Annotated in this window: 20 protein-coding genes; 11 read left to right on the forward strand and 9 right to left on the reverse strand. The window is 67.8% G+C overall.

Translation table 11 applies throughout. The annotated features are described in order from the left end of the window. Positions 1-27: 27 nt before the first annotated feature. Both ACIA12_RS05040 and ACIA12_RS05045 read right to left on the reverse strand, forming a co-directional pair. Positions 28-813 (reverse strand): L,D-transpeptidase, encoded by a 786-nt coding sequence (locus ACIA12_RS05040; RefSeq protein ID WP_396365507.1) that lies wholly within the window; start codon positions 811-813, stop codon positions 28-30. Positions 814-893: 80 nt separating this feature from the next. Further along, entirely contained in the window at positions 894-1,739 is an 846-nt protein-coding gene (locus ACIA12_RS05045) for a PAC2 family protein (RefSeq protein WP_343972602.1), read from the reverse strand. A 144-nt stretch (positions 1,740-1,883) separates the two neighbouring features. Between ACIA12_RS05045 and ACIA12_RS05050 the strand changes: the two genes are divergently transcribed. From ACIA12_RS05050 to ACIA12_RS05080, 7 genes are all read left to right on the forward strand, one after another. After that, positions 1,884-2,534 (forward strand): HAD family hydrolase, encoded by a 651-nt coding sequence (locus tag ACIA12_RS05050; RefSeq protein ID WP_396365508.1) that lies wholly within the window; start codon positions 1,884-1,886, stop codon positions 2,532-2,534. Between the two features lie 23 nt (positions 2,535-2,557). Next, on the forward strand, positions 2,558-4,153 hold the full coding sequence (locus ACIA12_RS05055; protein WP_396366029.1) for an ABC transporter substrate-binding protein: 1,596 nt from the start codon (positions 2,558-2,560) through the stop codon (positions 4,151-4,153). 244 nt (positions 4,154-4,397) lie between these two features. Continuing rightward, positions 4,398-5,393 (forward strand): ABC transporter permease, encoded by a 996-nt coding sequence (locus tag ACIA12_RS05060; protein ID WP_396365509.1) that lies wholly within the window; start codon positions 4,398-4,400, stop codon positions 5,391-5,393. An 86-nt stretch (positions 5,394-5,479) separates the two neighbouring features. Further along, positions 5,480-7,237, forward strand: coding sequence for an ABC transporter substrate-binding protein (locus ACIA12_RS05065; protein WP_396365510.1), 1,758 nt, complete (start codon positions 5,480-5,482; stop codon positions 7,235-7,237). Between the two features lie 88 nt (positions 7,238-7,325). Continuing rightward, complete coding sequence (locus ACIA12_RS05070) at positions 7,326-8,339, forward strand: ABC transporter permease (protein WP_396365511.1); 1,014 nt, start codon at positions 7,326-7,328, stop codon at positions 8,337-8,339. After that, positions 8,336-9,361 (forward strand): ABC transporter ATP-binding protein, encoded by a 1,026-nt coding sequence (locus ACIA12_RS05075; protein WP_396365512.1) that lies wholly within the window; start codon positions 8,336-8,338, stop codon positions 9,359-9,361. Before ACIA12_RS05070 ends, ACIA12_RS05075 begins: the two co-directional genes overlap by 4 nt. Before the next feature lie 14 nt (positions 9,362-9,375). After that, a complete protein-coding gene (locus ACIA12_RS05080; RefSeq protein ID WP_396365513.1) occupies positions 9,376-10,434 on the forward strand; it encodes an ABC transporter ATP-binding protein in 1,059 nt (352 codons plus the stop codon). A gap of 69 nt (positions 10,435-10,503) precedes the next feature. Here ACIA12_RS05080 and ACIA12_RS05085 read toward each other — a convergent pair whose 3' ends face one another. From ACIA12_RS05085 to ACIA12_RS05110, 6 genes are all read right to left on the reverse strand, one after another. Next, the gene (locus ACIA12_RS05085; protein ID WP_396365514.1) at positions 10,504-11,700 is read right to left on the reverse strand and encodes a hypothetical protein; all 1,197 of its coding nucleotides are present in this window, start codon (positions 11,698-11,700) and stop codon (positions 10,504-10,506) included. Further along, positions 11,697-12,221, reverse strand: coding sequence for a SigE family RNA polymerase sigma factor (locus ACIA12_RS05090; RefSeq protein WP_396365515.1), 525 nt, complete (start codon positions 12,219-12,221; stop codon positions 11,697-11,699). The genes ACIA12_RS05085 and ACIA12_RS05090 overlap by 4 nt, the downstream gene beginning before the upstream one ends. 66 nt (positions 12,222-12,287) lie before the next feature. Next, positions 12,288-12,950 carry a response regulator gene (locus tag ACIA12_RS05095; protein WP_396365516.1) on the reverse strand — a complete coding sequence of 221 codons (663 nt, stop codon included), beginning with the start codon at positions 12,948-12,950 and terminating at the stop codon, positions 12,288-12,290. Continuing rightward, entirely contained in the window at positions 12,947-14,137 is a 1,191-nt protein-coding gene (locus tag ACIA12_RS05100) for a sensor histidine kinase (protein ID WP_396365517.1), read from the reverse strand. Before ACIA12_RS05100 ends, ACIA12_RS05095 begins: the two co-directional genes overlap by 4 nt. Before the next feature lie 40 nt (positions 14,138-14,177). Continuing rightward, a complete protein-coding gene (locus ACIA12_RS05105; RefSeq protein ID WP_396365518.1) occupies positions 14,178-14,948 on the reverse strand; it encodes an ABC transporter permease subunit in 771 nt (256 codons plus the stop codon). Beyond that, positions 14,945-15,667, reverse strand: coding sequence for an ABC transporter ATP-binding protein (locus ACIA12_RS05110; RefSeq protein ID WP_396365519.1), 723 nt, complete (start codon positions 15,665-15,667; stop codon positions 14,945-14,947). Before ACIA12_RS05110 ends, ACIA12_RS05105 begins: the two co-directional genes overlap by 4 nt. Before the next feature lie 221 nt (positions 15,668-15,888). Between ACIA12_RS05110 and ACIA12_RS05115 the strand changes: the two genes are divergently transcribed. The 4 genes from ACIA12_RS05115 to ACIA12_RS05130 are packed head-to-tail and all read left to right on the forward strand — an operon-like array spanning position 15,889 to position 20,885. Further along, positions 15,889-16,746: an MIP/aquaporin family protein gene (locus ACIA12_RS05115; RefSeq protein ID WP_396365520.1), complete on the forward strand. Its 858-nt coding sequence runs from the start codon at positions 15,889-15,891 to the stop codon at positions 16,744-16,746. Between the two features lie 27 nt (positions 16,747-16,773). Next, positions 16,774-18,291 carry a glycerol kinase GlpK gene (gene glpK / locus ACIA12_RS05120; protein ID WP_396365521.1) on the forward strand — a complete coding sequence of 506 codons (1,518 nt, stop codon included), beginning with the start codon at positions 16,774-16,776 and terminating at the stop codon, positions 18,289-18,291. Positions 18,292-18,347: 56 nt separating this feature from the next. Then, positions 18,348-20,060: a glycerol-3-phosphate dehydrogenase/oxidase gene (locus ACIA12_RS05125; protein ID WP_396365522.1), complete on the forward strand. Its 1,713-nt coding sequence runs from the start codon at positions 18,348-18,350 to the stop codon at positions 20,058-20,060. A gap of 18 nt (positions 20,061-20,078) precedes the next feature. After that, the gene (locus ACIA12_RS05130) at positions 20,079-20,885 is read left to right on the forward strand and encodes a GNAT family N-acetyltransferase (protein ID WP_396365523.1); all 807 of its coding nucleotides are present in this window, start codon (positions 20,079-20,081) and stop codon (positions 20,883-20,885) included. A gap of 3 nt (positions 20,886-20,888) precedes the next feature. Here the strand turns inward: ACIA12_RS05130 and glpK (ACIA12_RS05135) are convergent, their stop codons facing one another. Continuing rightward, the gene (glpK, locus tag ACIA12_RS05135; protein ID WP_396365524.1) at positions 20,889-22,397 is read right to left on the reverse strand and encodes a glycerol kinase GlpK; all 1,509 of its coding nucleotides are present in this window, start codon (positions 22,395-22,397) and stop codon (positions 20,889-20,891) included. Positions 22,398-22,418 lie beyond the last annotated feature (21 nt).

Consider the following 22,418-nt stretch of genomic DNA (forward strand, 5'->3'; position numbering starts at 1 on the left):
CCCACTCCCAAAAGCCTGAAAACACGGTCACTTGCTGTCGATCAGAACGAGCGTCCCCAACGGAACCTTCTGGAGCTTGGCCAGCGCGACCTTCGGCACCCGCACGCAACCGGCGCTGATCGCGGCGCCGAAGACATCAGGTCTGGGCCAGCCATGGATCGCGACGGTACCAGGACCGCCACCGAACGTGTCCAACGTGGGACTGTGCGCACCCAACGGCAACACGATCGGGGACGCCGACCGCTTGTTGTCGATGATGGAGCCGAGCAGGAACGTCCGCCCGGGCGGCGTCGGCGTCTTCTGAGCTCCGACCCCGGCCTTCCAGGTGCCGAGACTCTTGCCCTGCTCGAACAACTCGATCGTCCGCGACCCCGTGTGCACCCGGATCAGGTACGACGAGGAGGCGCGGTCCAGCCCCTCGTCGCGGATCCACCCGGTCGAGCGGTTCGGTTTCGACGGCAGCAGGACGCGCAGCCAGCCGTCCGACTGCTCGACGACGGGCAGCCAGGTCGGGCCGAACTGGGTCGGCCCGATCTTGGCGAAGGCGTCGGCGTCAGGCGCGGAGTACAGGGCGGTCTGGCCGCGCGGGTGGACGACGAGACCGTCGGTCAGCGCGAACGGATCCGGGTCGAGCGGCGCCGACGGGATCGTCATCTGGGTCGACGAACCGGTCAGCGTGGTCAGGTCGACCGCGGCCTCGGCGTGCTTGCGGTTGCCGAGGATCCCGACGACCGCGACGGCACCGAGGACCAGGAGCACGGCAAGTGCCCCGATCGATCCACCACCGCGCTCGTCGGCGCGTACCTTCCGCATAGCAAAGCTCCCCGTCGGTCCCCAGCGTCCCGCTCGACAATAGAACGCTTGAAGCGAAGAGGCTACTCCTCAGTACAGATCTATTCCGGCCGGTCCGTGTTGCGCCGGCGCAGGTACCGCTCGAACTCGGCGGCGATCGCGTCGCCGGTCGCCTCGGGCAGATCGGTCGTGTCGCGCTGTTCCTCCAGCGACGCGACGTACTCCGCGACCTCCGGGTCCTCCTCGCTCAGCTCGTCCGCCCCACGCTGCCAGGCCCGGGCCAGCTCAGGTAGGTCGCCCTCCGGAATCGGCAGGTCCAGCAACGCCTCCACCTTGCTGAGCAGCGCCAGCGAGGCCTTCGGGCACGGCGTCCCCGCGATGTAGTGCGGGATCGCCGACCAGATCGACACGGCCGGTACGCCCAGAGTCGTGCACAGGTCGGCGAAGACGCCGGTGATGCCGGTCGGGCCCTCGTAGCTCGACGGCTCGAGGCTCCACGACGCGTTCAGCTCCGGGTCGGACGACGACGCGGTGACCGGGATCGGCCGGGTGTGCGGCGAGTCGGCGAGCAGGGCGCCGAGCACGACGACCAGCTGCGTGTTCGACTCGTCGACGACCTCGAGCAGCTCCCGGCAGAAACCCCGCCAGCGCATGTTCGGCTCGATGCCGCGGATCAGGATGACGTCGCGGCCGGTGTCGTCCGGGCGCGCCAGGTAGATCCGGGTGGTCGGCCAGGTCAGCCGCCGGACGCCCTCGTCGTCGAACTCGACCTCCGGCCGTTTCACCTGGAAGTCGTAGTAGTCCTCGGGGTCGATCGCCAAGACGAGCTCGGCGTCCCATTCCTCGATCAGGTGATCGACCGCTCCGGTGGCCGCCTCGGCCGCGTCGTTCCAGCCTTCGAACGCGGCGATCACGACCGGATCCCTAAGGTTCGCGAGATCTGCCACTCGCCATCCCCTGTCCTAGTCGTCTGTTGTGCCCCGAAGTTCGTGCACTGTCGGACTGCCCAGCCTACTTCCCTCGCCCACCCGGCGGCGGTCGTTTCGCAGCCAGCGGAAGGTGTCGCCCCGCCCCGTACATAGGATCGAGCCATGACGCTCCAAGCGGTGCTCTGGGACATGGACGGCACGTTGGTGGATTCGGAGCCCGTCTGGGTGCGGGTCCAGATCTCGGTGCTGGCCGAGCTCGGGGCGACCTGGACCCCGGAGGACTCGCTCGCGCTGGTCGGCAGTGACCTCAGCGACGCGCTCGAGGTCTGGATGGCGCAGTTGCCGGCGGGTCTGATCGAGCCGGACGAACTCGCGGCGCGGATCTACGGCGAGGTGATCCGCACGCTGAAGGACGAGGTCGAGGTACGTCCCGGCGCGCTGGAGTTGCTGACCGGGCTGAAGGCTGCCGGGATCCCGTGCGCTCTGGTGTCGGCGTCGTACCGGACGATGATCGAGGCGGTGCTGTCCCATCTGCCGCCGGACCTGTTCGACGTGGTGGTGGCCGGCGACGAGGTCACCAACGGCAAACCGCATCCAGAGCCGTACCTGACCGCGATGGCCGAGCTCGGTGTCGAACCGGCCGGCTGCATCGTGATCGAGGACTCGCCGGGCGGCACTCAGGCCGGTACGGCGGCAGGCGCGTTCGTGGTCGCCGTACCGCAGTGGGTGACGATCCCGCCGGCCCCGCGGCGGCTGGTGCTGGAGTCACTTGAATCACTCAGCCCGGATGCGCTGCGCGACTTGCTCCGCTGAGGGGCTACCTTCTTTGAGTGCCTATGGGGGTGTTCTGGGGGAGTGAGATGGTGACGGTGATCAAGCGGCGGGCCGTGTGGCTGGCGGCGGTCGGGGTGCTGGCGGGGTCGCTCGCGGCCTGCGGCAAGCCGAACGCGAATCACCCGAGCCAGGGTGGGACGGCGCCGAAGGAGATGGCCATCAAGGTGGCGACCACCGACGCGGTCAGCTCGCTCGACCCGGCCGGACCGTACGACATCGGCTCCCGCACCCTGCAGGCCAACCTGTACCAGACGCTGCTCACGATCCTGCCGGACAAGCCGACGCCGGTGCCGGACGCCGCCGACTGCCAGTACGACGCGCCGACGACGTACACGTGCAGCTTGAAGGACGGCCTGACCTTCCCGAACGGGCATGAGCTCGAATCGTCGGACGTGAAGTTCAGCTTCGACCGGATGCTGCGGCTGAAGACGCCCGGCGGAGCGGCCGCGCTGTTCAGCTCGGTGGCCTCGGTCAGTACGCCGGACCGGCTCACCGCCGTCTTCACGCTGAAGAAGCCCGACGCGCGGTTGCCGTATCTGCTCACCACCACGGCCGCATCGATCGTCGACGAACAGTTCTATCCGGCGGGCAAGCTGCTCAGCGACAACGCGATGGGCAGCGGGCCGTACCAGCTGAAGTCGTACAAGGCGGGCTCCGAGGCGGTGCTCGGCAAGTTCAAGGGGTACCGCGGACCGCGGGCGGCGCAGAACGACACCATCGAGGTCAGCCTGCTGACGACGGCAGCCGCGCTGGAACATGCGCTGAAGACCGGCAAGGCGGACTTCGGCGTCCATGGGTTCGGCCCGAGCGCGCTGGACAGATTGCGCGCCGATGGAAAGCTGCAGGTCGTCGACGCGGGATCGGCCGAGATCCGCTTCTTCTCCTTCCACATGGCCTCGCTGGTCTCGCGCAAGCCCGCGGTACGCCGGGCCGTTGCCCAACTGATCGACCGGCCGGCCATCGCGAAGAAGGCGTACGGCGACCACGTGACGCCGCTGTACTCCGTGGTCCCACCCGGGTTCGCCGGGCAGGTGGACGCGTTCCGGACGCAGTACAAGGACCCGAACAAGACGGCCGCGGCCGCGATCCTGCGCGAAGCGGGCATCACGGCGCCGGTGACACTGACGGTCGGATGGACGCCGGTGCAGTATGGCGCAGGCGCCAAGGCCGAAGTACTGGAGCTTAAGCGGCAGTTGGAGGCGTCCGGGCTGTTCAAGGTCGTGCTGAAGAGCGCCGAGTGGCCGAGGTACCAGCAGCTGGCCAGGGCCGGCGCGTACGACCTCTACCAGGCCGGTTTCATCCCGGACTACCTGGACAGCGGTGACTACCTGCAGCCCTTCGTCCGCGACGGTGGTCTGTTCCAGAACGGCTATCGCAACTCGGCGGCGAACAAGTTGATGGACCAGCAGATCGCCGAGCAGAACCAGCTCGAACGCGAAGCGTTACTGACCGGCCTGCAGAACCTGCTGGCCCAGGAAGCGCCGGTGATCCCGGTCTGGCAGGGCCGCCAGACGGTGGTCGCGGCGCAGGGGATCGAGAACGTCGGCAAGACGCTGGATCCGCTGTCGTTCGTGTACTTCTCGCCGCTGCGCAAGTAGCCGCCCGGTGGCCCGTCGGTGCCAGTGACAGTGTGTGGTCACGGCACCGCCAGCGACCCTCTGTGGGTGCATGCTGTACTGCGAGTTGTCCCACGATACGGGACGATTTCCTGCTCATCACGATCGGGCAACGCAGCACTTTCGGCGTTTGACTCCGGGCAGTAATCGCGGCAGGTTAAGGCCGCAGCCATACCGGCTTTTCGCTTTGGCCGGTCCGACGACATCAGGCAGGGGTACACGACGCGTGACCACACCACTCGAGGTCGAGCCCGGTGCGATGGGCGCAGATCCTGAGGCCGTCCTCAAGGGTGCCGGCAAGATCGAGGGTCGCTCGCTCGGGCAGATCGCCTGGCGGCGGCTCAAGCGTGACAAGGTCGCCCTGGCCGGCGCGGTCGTGGTGATCCTGCTGATGCTGGTGGCGATCTTCGCCCCGCTGATCTGCAAGGCCATCGGTCAGTCGCCGAACCTGTACCACCAGGACCTGATCGACACCAAGGGCGGCACGCTGGCTCCGCTCGGCAAGTTCGGCGGCATCTCCTGGGAGCACCCGATGGGGATCGAGCCGGAGAAGGGCCGCGACATCTTCTCCCGGGTCGTCTACGGCGCCCGGGTCTCGCTGCTGATCGCGTTCCTGGCCACCCTGCTGTCGGTCGCGATCGGCACGACGATGGGCATCATCGCCGGCTTCTTCGGCGGCTGGGTGGACGCGCTGATCAGCCGGCTGATGGACATGTTCCTGGCCTTCCCGCTGATCGTCTTCGCGCTGGCGCTGGCCGGCGTGATGCCGGACGAGGCGTTCGGGCTGAAGGGCAACGCCCTGCGGATCGCGCTGCTGATCTTCCTGGTCGGCTTCTTCAACTGGCCCTACATCGGCCGGATCGTCCGCGGCCAGACGCTGTCGCTGCGCGAACGCGAGTTCGTCGACGCGGCCCGCAGCCTGGGCGCCCGCCGGCCGTACATCCTGTTCACCGAGCTGCTGCCGAACCTGATCGGCCCGATCCTCGTCTACTCGACGCTGATCATCCCGACCAACATCCTGTTCGAGGCGGCGCTGTCCTTCCTCGGTGTCGGCGTGAACGCGCCGCTGGCCACCTGGGGCGGCATGCTGTCCGAGGCCGTGGCGTACTACACGATGCCGTACTTCATGTTCTGGCCCGGCATGGCGATCTTCGTCACCGTGCTGGCCTTCAACCTGTTCGGTGACGGGCTGCGGGACGCGCTCGACCCCAGGTCCCGCTGACCCGCGCACGAACCGACCGATCAAAGAGCTCCCGGCAGTTTCGCCGAGGCTGAGTAGAAGATGGAAGAAGGGGTGGATCGGAAACGATGAACACCAGACGACTGCGAACGGCGATCGCCGCGGCAGCAGTGCTCGCTCTCGGCCTCTCGGCCTGTGGCGGCGGCTCCGACAACACCTCGGGCGGAGGTTCTGGGACGACCAAGGCGGAGTTCAACGCCGGTCTGGAAAAGGTGTTCAACCCTTCTGACAAGAAGGGCGGCATCATCAAGATCGCCGACGAGAGCGTGCCGGACTCCACCGACCCGGCCGACACCTACTACGGCAGCCAGTGGAACATGGTCCGCAACTACGTGCGGACGCTGACCATGTTCGAGGTAGGCCCGGGCAAGACCAGCGACAACGTGGTCCCCGACCTGGCCGAGACGCTGGGCAAGACCGAGGACCAGGGCAAGACCTGGACCTACAAGATCCGTAAGGGTGTCAAGTTCGAGGACGGCACCGAGATCAAGGCGCAGGACGTCAAGTACGGTGTCGAGCGCTCGTTCGACAAGGAGATCTACCCCGACGGCCCGACGTACTTCAACGACATGCTGGACTGGCCGGCCGCCTACAAGGGCCCGTACAAGTCCAAGGGCATGAACGTCGACTCGGCGATCACCACGCCGGACGACTACACGATCGTGTTCCACCTGAAGAAGCCGTTCTCCGGCTTCGACTACGTGCTGACCACGCCGCAGGGTGCTCCGGCCCCGGCCGCGAAGGACACCGGCGCGAAGTACAAGGAACATCCGATCTCCTCCGGTCCCTACATGTTCTCCGACTACCAGGAGGGCAAGAGCTACACGCTCGTCCGGAACCCGAACTGGAGCGCGGACACCGACAAGAACCGCAAGGCGCTGCCGGACGGCTTCCAGGTCCTGATGAACGTCAACGCCGAGGACATCGACAACCGGATCACCTCCGGCGACCTCGACATCGCGATCACCGGAACCGGTGTCACCACCGCCAGCCAGAGCCGGGTGCTGAGCAACCCGGACCTGAAGGCGCGGGCCGACAACCCGACCCTGGCGCGGACCTGGTACACCTCGATCAACCCGACGGTGAAGCCGTTCGACAACATCGAGTGCCGCAAGGCGGTCATGTACGGGATGGACAAGACGGCCTACCAGACCGCCTACGGTGGCGCGTTCGCCGGTGGTGACCTGGCCAGCAGCATGCTGCCCCCGATCATCCCGGGCTACGCCCAGAACGACGCGTTCCCGACGCCGGACGGCAAGGGCGACCTGGCCAAGGCCAAGGAAGCACTGACCAAGTGCGGTATGCCGAACGGCTTCTCGACCCAGATCTCCTACCGGATCGAGCGTCCGAAGGAGAAGGCGGCCGCCGAGGCGTTCCAGCAGCAGCTGGCCAAGATCGGCATCAAGCTGACCCCGAAGGGCTACCCGCGCAAGGACTACTTCTCGACCTACGCCGGCAACCCGCCGTACGTGGTCAAGAACAACCTGGGCCTGGTCGTCAACGGCTGGGGCGCGGACTGGAACGACGGCTTCGGCTTCGAGTCGCAGATCTTCGACTCCCGCGTCATCCGCGACACCGGTGGTTCGTCCAACACCAGCGTCCGGATCCCCGAGGTCGACAAGATGCTCGACGCCGCGCAGAACGAGCTGGACAAGACCAAGCGCGAGGCGTACTGGGGCCAGATCGACAAGCTCGTGATGGAGCAGGCCGTCGTCTACCCGGGTGTGTGGGCCAAGAGCCTGCTGCTGCGCAGCAAGAACCTGACGAACGTCTTCGTCAACGCGCAGTACGGAATGTACGACTACCTGAATCTCGGCCACTCGTAAGTCAGCATTCAAAACCTGTTAGGTAGGTGAAGGCAGAAGGTGGCCGGTCCGGCGGAGTCCGCCGGACCGGCCACCGGCGCCATCGGTAGTGGTCACATACATCATCAGGCGCCTGATCGCCGCAGTCGGACTGCTGTTCGTCATCAGCATCATCACCTTCGCCATCTTCTTCCTGGTCCCGCGGATCGCCGGGGCCGGACCTGACACGATGGCCGCCCGGTACGTCGGGCGTACCGCGACCGCCGACACGGTGCACGCGACCGCGGTGCGGCTCGGGTTCACCGACCCGATCGCCGTGCAGTACTGGCACTGGGCGAAGGGCCTGGTGGCGGGCGCGGACTACGACATGGGGACGTCGATCGACCACTGCCCGGCTCCCTGCCTCGGCTACTCCTTCATCAACCGGGCACCGGTCTGGCCCGACTTGCTGGACCGAATACCCGTCACGTTCTCGCTGGCCATCGGCGCCGCGGTGCTGTGGCTGCTCAGCGGCATCGGCACCGGTGTGCTGTCGGCGCTGAAGCGAGGCTCGATCTTCGACCGGGCGGCGATGACGGTCGCCCTGGCCGGCGTCTCGATGCCGATCTTCTGGACCGGCCTGATGGCGCTGGCGATCTTCGCCTACCAGTTGCAGATCTTCAAGGGTGGCGGGTCGTACGTCCCGTTCACCCAGAACCCGCTCCAGTGGGCGCAGGGCCTGTTGCTGCCGTGGATCACGCTGGCCTTCCTGTTCTCCGCGCAGTACGCCCGGCTGACCCGCGCGGGCATGCTCGAGACGATGAACGAGGACTACATCCGGACCGCCCGGGCCAAGGGACTGGTCGAGCGCGACGTCGTGGTCAAGCACGGGCTGCGCGGCGCGCTGACCCCGATCCTGACCATCTTCGGCCTGGACTTCGGCCTGCTGATCGGTGGCGCGGTGCTGACCGAGAAGGTGTTCAGCATCAACGGCCTGGGCATGTACGCCGTCACCGCGATCAGCGACCAGGACATGCCGAAGGTGATGGGCGTGGTGCTGGTCGCGACCGTCTTCATCGTGTTCGCGAACCTGATCGTGGACCTCTTGTACGCCGTCATCGACCCGAGGGTGCGAGCCAAGTGACTACCGAACCGTTCCTGCAGGTGCGGGATCTCCAGGTGCATTTCCCGACCGACGACGGCCTGGTCAAGTCGGTCGACGGTCTGTCCTTCTCGGTCGATCGCGGCAAGACGCTCGGCATCGTGGGCGAGTCGGGCTCCGGCAAGAGCGTCACCAGCCTGTCCGTGATGGGCCTGCACAAGCGCGGTACGGCGCGGATCTCCGGTGAGATCGTGCTGGACGGGATGGAGCTGGTGAACGCCACTCCGGAGGAGGTCCGGCAGCTGCGCGGCAAGCGGATGGCGATGATCTTCCAGGACCCGCTGTCGGCGATGCACCCGTACTACACGGTCGGCCACCAGATCATCGAGGCCTACCGGGTGCACAACAAGGTGACCAAGGCGGTCGCCCGCAAGCACGCGATCGAGATGCTCGACCGGGTCGGCATCCCGCAGCCGGACAAGCGCGTCGACGCCTACCCGCACCAGTTCTCCGGCGGAATGCGGCAGCGCGCGATGATCGCGATGGCGCTGTCCTGCGACCCCGACCTGCTGATCGCGGACGAGCCGACCACCGCGCTCGACGTGACCGTGCAGGCGCAGATCCTGGACCTGATCCGGGACCTGCAGCGCGAGTTCAACTCGGCCGTCATCATCATCACCCACGACCTGGGCGTGGTCGCCGAGCTGGCCGACGACATCCAGGTGATGTACGCCGGCCGCGCGATCGAGTACGGCACGGCCGAGGACATCTTCGAGCGGCCGCAGCACCCCTACACCTGGGGTTTGCTCGGCTCGATGCCGCGGATCGACCGGGAACGGACCGAGCGCCTCACCCCGATCAAGGGCTCGCCGCCCAGTCTGATCAACGTGCCGAGCGGGTGCGCGTTCAACCCGCGGTGCAACTACGCCCACCTGAACGAGGGTGCGAGTGAGACCGATCGGCCGGAACTTCTGGACATCGGCGCCGGGCACAAGGTGGCCTGCCACCTGTCCCCGGGGCAACGCCAGAAGATCTGGGACACCGAGATCAAGCCGAAGCTGTGACGGAGCAACCCACTGTGACTACTGCTGATACCGAACCGGCGACGCCTGCCCGGGCAGACGGCGACGACCTGCTCTCGGTGACGAACCTGACCAAGCACTTCCCGATCCGGCGCGGCCTGCTGCAGCGCCAGGTCGGCGCGGTCCAGGCCGTCGACGGCCTCGACTTCACCGTGAAGAAGGGCGAGACGCTCTCGCTGGTCGGGGAGTCGGGCTGCGGCAAGACCACCACCGGCCGGCTGCTCACCCGGCTGCTGGAGCCGACCGACGGCAAGATCGTCTTCGACGGCCGCGACATCTCGCATATGTCCGAGGGCAAGATCCGGCCGCTGCGCAAAGACATCCAGATGATCTTCCAGGACCCGTACGGTTCGCTGAACCCGCGGCACACCGTCGGCAAGATCGTCGGCGCGCCGTTCAAGCTGCAGAACGTGAAGACCGAGGGCGGCACCAAGAAGGCCGTCCAGGAGCTGCTCGAACTGGTCGGCCTGAGCCCGGAGCACTACAACCGGTACCCGCACGAGTTCTCCGGTGGTCAGCGGCAGCGGATCGGCATCGCCCGCACGCTGGCCCTGCGCCCGAAGCTGATCGTCGCCGACGAGCCGGTCTCCGCGCTCGACGTCTCGATCCAGGCGCAGGTGGTCAACCTGCTCGAGGACCTGCAGAACGAGTTCGACCTCACCTACGTGATGATCGCCCACGACCTCTCGGTCGTCCGGCACGTCTCGGACCGGGTAGCGGTCATGTACCTGGGCAAGATCGTGGAGATCGCCGACCGCGTCGACCTCTACGAGACCCCCATGCACCCATACACGCTGGCCCTGCTGTCGGCGGTCCCGATCCCGGACGTCAAGCGCCGCGGCAAACAGGAACGCATCCGCCTCCAGGGCGACGTCCCCAGCCCCATCAACCCGCCCCCGGCCTGCCGCTTCCACACCCGCTGCTGGAAAGCCCAGGACATCTGCAAAACGGTGGAACCCCCGCTCCTCCAGATAGCCCCCAACCACCAAACAGCCTGCCACTTCCCAGAAAACCAACCAGGCGGCGAAGCAGCCCGCAAGGCAACCGCCAACTGACACCAACCTGAAGCCCGGGATCCAAAGGGATCCCGGGCTTCGGTCTTGCTGGGCGACGCGGTCGTGGGGTCAGCGGTTGAGGCGGTAGATGGGTGTGCCGATGGGGAGGGCGAAGGGGGTGGTGGTGCCGGCGGGGGTTTGGGTGAAGGTGTAGGTGGAGAAGGCGGGGGTGGTGGTGGAGCAGGTCAGGGATTTGGTGGAGCAGGTGAGGAGATCTACGGGCGAGTTGGTGTGGGGCTTATTGGCGGCTGGGCGTAGGCCGACTGCGGTGAAGGTGTCGTTGGTCAGCCATTGGCTGAAGATCAGGCGGGGGTGGCCGGGGTGGGTCAGGGTGAGTTCTTTGCCGGTGGCGGTGTGGAAGAGGCGAAGAGGGGCTGGCGGGGGAGTGACGTGTCCTGGGTCGTTGGGGGCGGTCAGTAGGTAGTCGGCGGTGGGGGACAGCCAGCCTTGCTGACCCGGGTAGACGTGGAGGGTGTCGTCGCTTGGGTTGTCTGCTACGGCGATGCTGGTGCCTTCGCCGGGAACGATCAGCGGGATCTGGTAGAGATGCCTGAGGTTCGCGACCGTGCGAATGGCGTTCGGGGAGAGGTTCTTTCCGACTGTCTGTGCCTGCCCGGTCTTCAGGTTCCAGCGGTACACGCCCCGGTAGGTGCCGAAATAGGCGTAGTCGCCGTCGATGGCGATGATCCGGGGCCCGGACACGGGGTCGACGAGCGGACCGCGCTGGTTGCCGATCGGCGTGCGGACGAGCTCGCGGCCGGCCGCTACGTCGTAGATGACCGACTCGTCGCGGCCCGCGAGCGCCTCGACCCACCCGACCAGGTTGCCGTCCCCGCTGACGGTAAGGGCGCCGAGGTTGCCGGGGCCGCTGCCGATCCGGCGTACTTGCTTGCCGTCGGCAAGGAAAAGGCTGCCGCCGTCGGTGCGGGTGAAGACGAAGCCGGAGTTGGTCTGGACGAAGGCGCGGAGCTTGTACGGCGCAGTCGAGATGACGTCCGGGCCGAAGTGGATCTCGCTGCCGACGGCGTAGGTCGCGCGGCGTTCGGTGAACGGGACGGACGCGGGGGCCGGTTGTTCGGAAGGCTTGATCAGCGTGAGGCTGGTGATGAGGACGGCCAGCGTGATCAGCGCAGTACCGGCGATCGTGGCCACCCGGCGGTGGCGCAGGCGACGGTCGCCGATGCTGATGATCGCGTCGAGGTCGAGGGGCGGCGGCTCGGTCAGGTCCGCGCGCTGGGTCAGGGTGTCTTTCAGTAGGTCGGTCATTCGCTCATCCCCGCCTTGTCCATGATCCGGTCCGCGTCGGTGCCGAGCCTGGCGCGGAGTTTTTTCAGGGCGTCGGAGACCTGGCTCTTCACCGTGCCGACCGAACAGTCGAGGATTTCGGCCGTCTGGGCCTCGGTGAGGTCTTCGTAGTACCGGAGGACGACTGCGGCACGCTGCCGGGGCGGCAGTTGTTTGAGCTCGTCCCAGAGCCAGAGCCGCGCCGTACTGTCTTCGGTGGCGGTCGGCTGCTCCGGTACGTCGTCATGCGGGCGCTCGGCATGCCACGCCTTCCGCCGCCACCAGGCGATGGCGACGTTGGTGATCACCTTCCGGGTGTAGGCCTCGGCGTTGCCCGGGTCGCGCAGTCTGCGCCAGGCGACATAGGTCTTGGTGAGGCCCTCCTGGACCAGGTCATCGGCAAGGCCGCGGTCGCCGGCCAGCAGGTAGGCATAGCGGTAGAGGGCGCCGTACCTGCTGGTGGCGAACTCCTCGAACCCAGTCCGGTCCGTCCTGCCCGCCATCGGTTCTCCTTCACCTCGGCCCTTGTATCCACCCTGACGTGATGAAGCCGGTGGATGGTTGGGTGGCTAGCTGCCCGGGCGGACGATGCCGGTTTCGTACGCGTGGACGATGACCTGGGCGCGGTCGCGGAGGGCGAGCTTGGTGAGGATCCGGCCGACGTGGACCTTGACGGTGGGTTCGGAGATGTGGAGGTGTTCGGCGATCTCGCGGTTCGAGTGGCCGCGGGCGATCTCGAGGAGGATCTCGCGTTCCCGGTCGGTCAGGCTGTCGAGAGGCTCCGAAGCGGGGGGCTGGAGGGGCTGGGGGAGATGTGGGGTGAACTTCTCGATCAGTCGGCGGGTGACCGTGGGCGCGACCGCGGCTGCGCCGGAGGCGACTACGCGGATGCCGTTGATCAGGTCGGCGGGGAGGGCGTCTTTGATGAGGAATCCGGAGGCGCCGGCGCGGAGGGCGGCGTAGACGTACTCGTCGAGGTCGAAAGTGGTCAGGACCAGGATCCGGGCGGGGGAGCCGGAGGCGACGATTCGGCGGGTCGCCTCGATGCCGTCGAGGACCGGCATCCGGATGTCCATCAGGACGACGTCGGGGGTGAGAGTTCTGGTCAGCGCGAGCGCTTCCTGGCCGTTCCCGGCTTCGCCCACCACCTCAAGATCGGGCTCCTGGCCGAGGAACGCGCGGAATCCGAGCCGGAGCAGGGCCTGGTCGTCGGCGAGAAGAACTCTGATCATGCCCGCACCTCAGTAGGCATCGGGGAGAGATCGAGCGGGAGGTGGGCGTGCAGGTGCCAGCCGGCTGGGTGGAGCGGGAGGGCACGGATCGTACCGCCGTAGGCCGTGGCGCGTTCGGTGATGCCGAGGAGGCCATGACCGCCGGGGATCGGCGCTGGGGCCGGCGTACGGGCGCCGTCGTCGGTGATGTCGAGGTCCAGTCCGTCGGGGGTGCGGTTCAGGCTGACTGTCGCCTGGGCGGCGGGGCCGGCGTGTTTGAGGGTGTTGGTGAGGCCTTCCTGGACGATCCGGTAGACGACCAGGCCGACGCCGGGCGACAGCGCTTCACTGAGCTCCCCGACGGTTAGGTCGACGGACAGGCCGGCGTCCCGTACCTGGGTGACGAGGTCGTCGAGGTCGGCGATCCCTGGCTGCGGGGCCAGCGACTGCCCGTTCGCGAGTGACTGACCGTCCCGCAGGACGCCGACCAGCCGACGCATGTCGGTCAGGGCCGCTCGCCCCGTGGTGGACGACTGCCGCATCAGCTCGGTCGCCTGGCCGGGATCGGTCGCGGCAGTCGCGGCGGCGCCGTCGGCGAGCGCGACCATGACGGCCAGGTTGTGCGCCACCACATCATGGACCTCGCGCGCCAACTGCGTCCGCTCGGCCGCGACCGCGATCCTCGTCTGCGCTTCCAGCTCCTGCTGGCGGTGCCGGATCCGTTCCTGCTCGGCCGTCTCCCGCAGCCGCAGGGAGATCGCCAGCAGGCACACAACGGCGACGATCGAGCAGATCCCGATCAAGGTCGACAGCTGGCCGTCGCTGGTCAGGGTCGCGACGACCACCGCAGTCAGTACTGCGGCGAGCGCTGGCCACAGCTGCAGCAGCCGGGCATACCGGGCCACGCCGTAGAGCGCGAACAGCGGGGCGAAGACGAGGTACACCCCAGCGACATCCAGCAGAACGCAGCAGCCGACCAGGGCGAGGATCGACCAGAAGACCAGGACCGGCGCGCGCCGTCGCCAGATGAGCGGCAGATGGACGGCGGTGAACAGCAGCCAGGTCGCACCGGCGATCCCCGGACCCGAACCGATCGCTCCTGGTGCGGTCGATCCGCCCACCGTCGCTGGGAGCACGATCAGCGCCACGAGCGCCGTGAGGCACGCGTCGACCAGCCGGGGCGGTCGGATGCTCCAACGGTCCCTCACGGGCGGATGCTCCAACGGTCTCTCAACGGATCCTCCGGTGTCAGACGTCGCGGCGCCGGAGCAGTGCCGCGGCCCACGCCAGCATCAGGATGACCCACCCGAGGACCACCACGCCCGAGACGCCTGGGGACAGCGTCACGTCTGGTGCGCTCCCGACCTGGACCATTGCCTGCGATGCGTTCCGGAACATGCCCTGCAGCGCGAGGGTAGGGAAGTACGGCAGGGCGCCCTGGAACGACAAAGGCAGCGCGGACAGCAGCACCGACGGCAGGACGACCAGCACGACCATGTACGCCGACAGCGCGCCCGCCGTACTCCGCAGCAACGTCCCCAACGCCAGCGCCATCAGCCCGGCGGCGACAGTCGCGCCGACCGCTCCGAACAACGACCGGACAATCCCCGGATCTGCCAGGGAAAGGCGCAGCGCGCTGTCGGTGAACGCCTGGTACGTGAGGAACGCGCCGAAGTACGCGACGAGCAAGGCAGGCGTCGCCAGCACGACCAGGACGATCGCCTTGGCCCACAGCACCGGCAGCCGCCGCGGTACGGCGGTGAAGGTCGCCCGGATCACGCCGGACTGGAACTCACCGGACATCATGGTCAGTCCGAACACCCCGATCGCCACCGCGAACAGCAGGAATCCGCCACCCACACTGAGCGTCGGGTCGGTCGGCCGGGCATGGTTGGTGTGCCCGATCCAGCCGGACAACGCGCTGAACACCACGGGCAGGGCGATCAGCATGCCCCAGTTCGACGACGACAGTTTGGTCCATTCGGACCGCAGCACGTGCGGAAAGGTCAGTCCGGTCATCGCGATCCTCCCGAGAACTCGACCGCGTCACCGGTCAGCCGGAGGTAGGCCGCTTCGAGCGAGGCATGGCCGGAGGTGAACTCGGCCATCGGCAGATCGGCCAGCAACCGGCCGCGCCCGACCACCACGAGTTGGTCAGCGGTCAGAGCCATCTCGCTGATCAGATGCGACGAGACGAGTACCGTCCGCCCTTCCGCCGCCTGTTCCCGGAGCAGATTGCGCAGCCAGTGCACGCCCGCTGGGTCCAGGCCGTTCGTCGGCTCGTCGAGGATCAAGGTCCGCGGCTCGCCCAGCAGCACCGCCGCGATCCCGAGCCGCTGCCGCATCCCGAGTGAGAACTCCGCCGCCTGCCGGCCGGCCGCCGAGGTCAGTCCGACCCTGGCGAGCACCTGGTCCACCCGGCCGGGCGCGATCCCGTGAGTCTGGGCCAGCGCCAGCAGATACCGGTACGCCGTACGCCCCCGCTGCACCGGAGTCGCCTCCAGCAAGGCCCCGACCTGTCGCAGGGGATCCGGCAAGTCGGCGTACTGGCGTCCGTCGATGGTCGCGCTCCCACTCGTGGCCCTGGCCAGTCCGACCAGGATTCGCAGCGTGGTGGACTTGCCGGCTCCGTTCGGGCCGAGAAACCCGGTCACCCGCCCCGGCGCTACGGTGAAGGACAGGTCGTCGACGACGGTCGCGCCGCCGTACCGCTTGGTCAGTCGGTCGATTTCGATCATGCCCCGACGCTAGGAACCGACCGCCCTCCCCGGCGTCTGCCGAAGGTCTGCGAACCGCCGCCACGCGGTACGCCGAAGGTCGTACGGACCGCCCGGGTGTCGTAGACCTGTGGCAAGGTGGTCTCGTTCGACAATGTCGAACGACTGGCGTTGTGCCGCCTCGCTAACGCTCCTAGATTCCAGTTCTCCGTGGTCGTCACGGAGTGGAAGGGAGTTTCGGAATGGCTACGACAGCTACTGAGGCGGTCAAGGCGAAGACCCTTCTGGGGGAGTGCTCCGCCGAGCTCGCCGGTACGTTCATCCTGATCCTGTTCGGCTGTGGCGTGGTCGCGCAGGTGGTCGGGGGCGGGATCGGGGACCACGACTCCATCGCATGGGCCTGGGGCATCGGTGTGACCCTGGGCATCTACGTGGCGGGCCGGATGACCGGCGCGCACCTGAATCCGGCGGTGACGATCGCGCTGGCGGCGTTCCGCGGGTTCAGCTGGAAGAAGGTGCTGCCGTACTCGGTGGCACAGTTCCTCGGGGCGTTCCTGGCGGCGCTCGTGGTTCGCTGGAACTACACCGAGGCACTGCACAAGGTCGACCCGGGCCTGACGATCAAGACCCAGGGCGTCTTCTCGACGCTGCCCGGCAACGGCAGCATGGATCTCGGCGTCCACATGTGGGGCGGCTTCCGGGACCAGATCATCGGCACCGCGATCCTGATGATGGTCATCCTGGCCATCACCGACCTGCGCAACACCTCCCCGGCGGCCAACCTGGCGCCGTTCATCGTCGGCCTGCTGGTGGTCGCGATCGGGATGGCGTGGGGCACCAACGCCGGGTACGCGATCAACCCGGCCCGTGACTTCGGCCCGCGGCTGGCGTCCTTCTTCACCGGGTACGGGGGAGCGTTCAAGGACCAGTTCGGGGACGTCTATTTCTGGGTGCCGATCGTGGCACCGATCATCGGCGCGCTCGTCGGCGCGTTCCTGTACGACCTGCTGGTCGGCCGCAACCTCCCGATCGCGGACGCGGACGAGGAGCCCGGCCGGATCCCGAACGTCGAGACGGCCGAGGGCGAGCAGACGGTATGACCACCACGTGTGAGGAGAGGAAACTCCATGGCTGACTTCGTAGGTGCCGTCGACCAGGGCACCACGAGCACCCGCTTCATGATCTTCGACCACTCCGGCAACGAGGTGGGCAAGCACCAGCTGGAGCACGAGCAGATCCTGCCGCAGGCCGGCTGGGTCGAGCACAACCCGGTGGAGATCTGGGAGCGGACCAGCTCGGTCATCCGGACCGCGCTGAACGCCCAGGGCCTGCATGCGAGCGACCTGGCGGCGCTCGGCATCACCAACCAGCGCGAGACGGCCGTGGTCTGGAACAAGAAGACCGGCCGGCCGTACTACAACGCGATCGTCTGGCAGGACACCCGGACCGACCGGATCGCCTCGGCGCTGGAGCGCGAGGGCAAGGGCGACGTGATCCGGCAGAAGGCCGGCCTGCCCCCGGCGACGTACTTCTCGGCCGGCAAGGTGCAGTGGATCCTGGAGAACGTCGACGGGGTGCGCGAGGCGGCCGAGGCTGGTGATGCCGTCTTCGGCAACACCGACACCTGGCTGCTGTGGAACCTCACCGGCGGTACCGACGGCGGCGTCCACATCACCGACGTGACGAACGCCAGCCGCACGATGCTGATGAACCTGGAGACGCTCGACTGGGACGACGAGCTGATCTCGTTCTTCAACATCCCCCGCCAGATGCTGCCGGAGATCCGGCCGTCGTCGGACCCGAACAAGTACGGCGAGACGCTCGCCAACGGGCCGCTCGGCGGCGTAGTACCGCTGACTGGTGACCTCGGTGACCAGCAGGCGGCCACGGTCGGCCAGGTCTGCTTCAACCCGGGCGAGGCCAAGAACACCTACGGCACCGGCAACTTCATGCTGCTGAACACCGGTACCGAGCTGGTCCGCTCGAAGGCGGGACTGCTCAGCACGATGTGCTACAAGTTCGGCGACGACGCCCCGGTCTACGCGCTGGAGGGGTCGATCGCGGTCACCGGCTCGGCCGTGCAGTGGTTGCGCGACCAGCTCGGCATCATCTCCGGCGCGAGCGAGACCGAGACGCTGGCCCGGCAGGTGGCGGACAACGGCGGCGTGTACTTCGTACCGGCGTTCTCCGGCCTGTTCGCGCCCTACTGGCGGTCGGATGCCCGTGGCGCGATCGTCGGACTGTCCCGGTTCAACACCAACGCTCACCTGGCGCGAGCAACACTGGAAGCGATCTGCTACCAGAGCAAGGACGTCGCCGACGCGATGGAGAAGGACTCGGGCGTCAAGCTGGAGGTCCTCAAGGTCGACGGCGGGGTGACGGCGAACGAGCTCTGCATGCAGATGCAGGCCGACATCCTGGGTGTGCCGGTGAGCAAGCCGGTGGTCGCCGAGACGACGGCGCTGGGAGCGGCGTACGCGGCCGGCCTGGCGGTGGGGTTCTGGAACAACACCGACGAGCTGGTGCAGAACTGGAACGAGGACAAGCGCTGGAGCCCGGAGTGGAACGACGAGCAGCGGGCCGAGGGCTACAAGGGCTGGGAGAAGGCCGTCCAGCGCACGCTCGACTGGGTCGACGTGGACTGAGGCAAGCCCGGTAGGCGTTGGGTAGTACGAAGCGATACGACGGAAGGAACAGCACAGTGGGCGCAGTGGCACTGTCACCGCAGGCAAGGACCGAGGCCATCGAGGCGATGGCGGACGGCCGGGAACTCGACATCCTGGTGATCGGTGGCGGGGTGGTCGGCACCGGTTCGGCGCTCGACGCCGCGACCCGGGGTCTGACTACTGGACTGCTGGAGGCTCGCGACTTCGCGAGCGGTACCTCCAGCCGGTCGAGCAAGCTGGTGCACGGTGGCTTGCGTTACCTGGAGATGCTGGACTTCCGTCTGGTGCACGAGGCGTTGCAGGAGCGTGGGCTGCTCCTGCAACGCCTGGCGCCGCACCTGGTGAAGCCGGTGCCGTTCCTCTACCCCCTGCAGCACCGGTGGTGGGAGCGGTTCTACGCCGGCTCCGGGGTCGCCCTGTACGACGCGATGGCGCTCAGCTCCGGTCTCGGCGCGGGCCTGCCGATCCACAAGCACCTGACCCGGCGCGGAGCGATGCGGCTCGCGCCGTCGCTGAAGAAGTCCGCACTGGTCGGCGCACTCCAGTACTACGACGCGCAGGTCGACGACGCTCGGCACACGATGGAGCTGGCCCGTACTGCGGCGTCGTACGGCGCGCATGTCGCCAACCGGGTCAAGGTGACCGGCTTCCTGCGACAGGGGGAGCGGGTTACCGGAGTACAGGCGAAGGATCTGGAGAGCGGGCGTGAGTTCGAAGTACGGGCCAAGCAGGTCGTCAATGCGACCGGCGTGTGGACCGACGACACCCAGGCGATGGTCGGCGAGCGCGGGCAGTACCACGTGCGCGCTTCGAAGGGCATCCACCTGGTGGTGCCGAAGGACCGGATCCAGTCCAGCACCGGGATGATCCTGCGGACCGAGAAGTCCGTGCTGTTCATCATCCCGTGGGGCCGGCACTGGCTGATCGGTACCACCGACACCGACTGGAACCTGGACAAGGCCCACCCGGCCGCGACCAGCAAGGACATCGACTACCTGCTCGACCATGTGAACGCCGTACTGGTGACACCGTTGACGCGGGAAGACGTCGAGGGCGTGTACGCCGGCCTCCGGCCGCTGCTGGCGGGGGAGTCGGAGAGCACCTCGAAGCTGTCGCGTGAGCACGTCGTCGCGCATGCGGCCCCCGGGCTCGTGGTGGTTGCCGGTGGCAAGTACACGACGTACCGGGTGATGGCCAAGGACGCTGTCGACGCGGCCGCGAACGCGCTCGACGGGCGGGTGCCGAAGTCGGTCACCAAGAACACGCCGCTGGTCGGCGCGGACGGCTACCACGCCATGTGGAACCAGCGTCACCTGATCGCGCAGCGCTCAGGCCTGCACGTCGCCCGGATCGAGCACCTGCTCAACCGGTACGGCGCCCTCATCGACGAAGTCCTCGCGCTGGTCGAGAAAGACCCGTCGCTGGGTGAGCAACTGCCCGGCACGCAGGACTACCTCAAGGCCGAGATCGTCTACGGCGCCACGAACGAGGGCGCCCGCCACCTCGACGACATCCTGGCCCGCCGTACCCGGATCTCCATCGAGGCCTGGGATCGCGGCGTGGAAGCAGCCGAAGCAGCCGCCCGCCTGATGGCCCCCGTCCTCGGCTGGGACGAGGAAACCATCGACCGCGAGGTCTCCTTCTACAAGCAGCGCGTCCAGTCCGAACGCGACTCCCAGGACCAGCCCGACGACGAATCCGCCGACAAGGTCCGGCTGGAAGCCCCGGACATCGTCTCGCCCGCCTGACTGATTACAGTGACCGCCATGGACCTTGCCGAACTGCTCGAGACCGCTGAAGCCGAGTCCATCTGGGGGTATGAAACCCATGCGGCACCGGAGGTGATCGAGCGGTTCGGGATGGCGTCGGCGCGGATCGGTGGCGGCGTCGCGCTGGCGGTGCGGAACGACCCGACGAACTACTGGAGCCGGGCGCTCGGCTTCGGCTTCACCGAGCCGGTCACGGCCGAAGTGGTTGCCTCGATCACCGATTTCTACCGTGGCAACGGCAACCCGATCGCGGTGCTGAACCTCGCGCCGTCGGTGCTGCCGGCCGACTGGGACGCCATCTGCGCGAAGGAAGGGATCACGGGCGGCGGTACCTGGGTCAAGCTCGCGCGGCCCGCCGGCCCGGTCGCCGCGCCGGACACGGAGTTGCGGGTGGCCGAGATCGAGCCGGCCGACGCCGAACAGTGGGCGAGCGTGCTGACTCGTGGCTTCGGGATGCCGGAGGAGTTGCTGGTGCCGATGGCTAAGAGCGTGGTGGGCCGGCCGGGCTGGACGGCGTACGGGGCCTATGAAGGTGACCAGCTGGTTGCCGCCGCGACGCTGCTGATCTCTGGTGAGGTGGCGGAGTTCTGCGGTGCGGCGACGTTGCCGGAGCATCGCGGCAAGGGGGCGCAGTCGGCGCTGCTGGCTGCGCGGGCGCAGAAGGCGGGCGCTGAGGGCGTGCAGTGGTTCAGTGCGGAGACCGGCAAGCCGGACGAGGGCGAGCAGAACGTTTCGCTGAACAACCTGGCCCGGGCGGGCTTCGAGATCCAGTACGACCGCAGGAACTGGATCTGGCGTCCCTGAGCACTACTGGTCGGGGCGGATCCAGCCGAAGGTGCGCTGGACCGCTGCCTGCCAGTTCGCGTACTCCGTGGCGCGCCGGTCGGGGTCCATGTGGGGGAGCCACTGGCCGGCTCGGTGCCAGTTGCTCCGCAGACCCTCGAGGTCGGGCCAGTAGCCGACCGCGAGCCCAGCGGCGTACGCGGCGCCGAGCGACACCGTCTCGGTGACCATCGGCCTGACCACCGGTACGTCGAGCAGGTCGGCCAGGAACTGCATCAGCAGGTTGTTCGCCGTCATTCCGCCGTCGACCTTGAGCGCCTTGAGCGCGATCCCGGAGTCGGCGTTCATCGCGTCGACGACCTCTAGCGTCTGGAACCCGGTCGCCTCGAGCACGGCCCGGGCGAGATGGCCCTTGGTGATGTACGAAGTGAGCCCAGCGATCACCCCACGGGCCTCACTGCGCCAGTGCGGCGCGAACAGGCCCGAGAACGCGGGCACGATGTAGGCGCCGCCGTTGTCCTCGACCGTCCGCGCGAGCGTCTCGATCTCGGCGGCGGTGTGGATCAGCCCGAGCCCGTCCCGGAACCACTGCACGAGCGATCCGGTGACCGCCATCGACCCTTCCAGCGCGTACGCCGCCGGCTCCGACCCGATCTGGTACGCGACCGTGGTCAGCATGCCGTGCGTGGACCGGACGATCTCCTTGCCGGTGTGCAGCAGCAGGAACGAGCCGGTGCCGTAGGTGCATTTCGCCTCGCCGGGGCTGAAGCAGGTCTGCCCGAACAACGCTGCCTGCTGATCGCCGAGCGCCGCACCGATTCGTACGCCGGGAAGCACTGTGGTCGCCGTCGCGAAGACGCCTGACGACGGCCGGATCTCGGGCAGGACGCTTCGCGGTACGTCGAACGCGGCGAGCAGTTCGTCGTCCCACTGGAGCGTTTCGATGTTCATCAGCATCGTCCGGCTCGCGTTGGTCACGTCGGTGGCGTGCAGACCGCCGTCGGGGCCGCCGGTGAAGTTCCAGATCAGCCAGCTCTCCATCGTGCCGAACAGCACCTCGCCACGATTTGCTCTCGCTCGCAGCCCGGGGGTGTGGTCGAGCATCCAGCGCAGGCGCGGCGCGGAGAAGTACGTGGTCAGCGGCAGCCCGCAGAGGTCGGCGAACCGGTCCGTGCCTCCGTCGCCCGCGAGCTCCTGGACGAGCCGGTCGGTGCGGGTGTCCTGCCAGACGACGGCGTGCCCGATCGGCTGGCCGGTCCGGCGGTCCCAGAGCAGGCTGGTCTCCCGCTGGTTGGTGATGCCGATGGCAACGATCTGCGACGCCTCGGCGCCGATCTGCCGGATCGCGGCCGGTACGACCCGGGTGACGTTGCGCCAGATCTCCGCCGCGTCGTGCTCGACCCAACCCGGCTTGGGGAAGTGCTGCTTGTGCTCCCGCTGAGCCACCGACACCAACCGCCCCCGCCGATCGAACAGAATGCACCGGGTCGAGTTGGTCCCCTGATCCACCGCAGCAACATATTGCTCAGCCATCAGCGCACCCGCTCGTCGGCT

This window comes from Kribbella sp. NPDC051620, assembly GCF_044453825.1.
In the GTDB taxonomy this organism is placed as follows: Bacteria; Actinomycetota; Actinomycetes; order Propionibacteriales; family Kribbellaceae; genus Kribbella.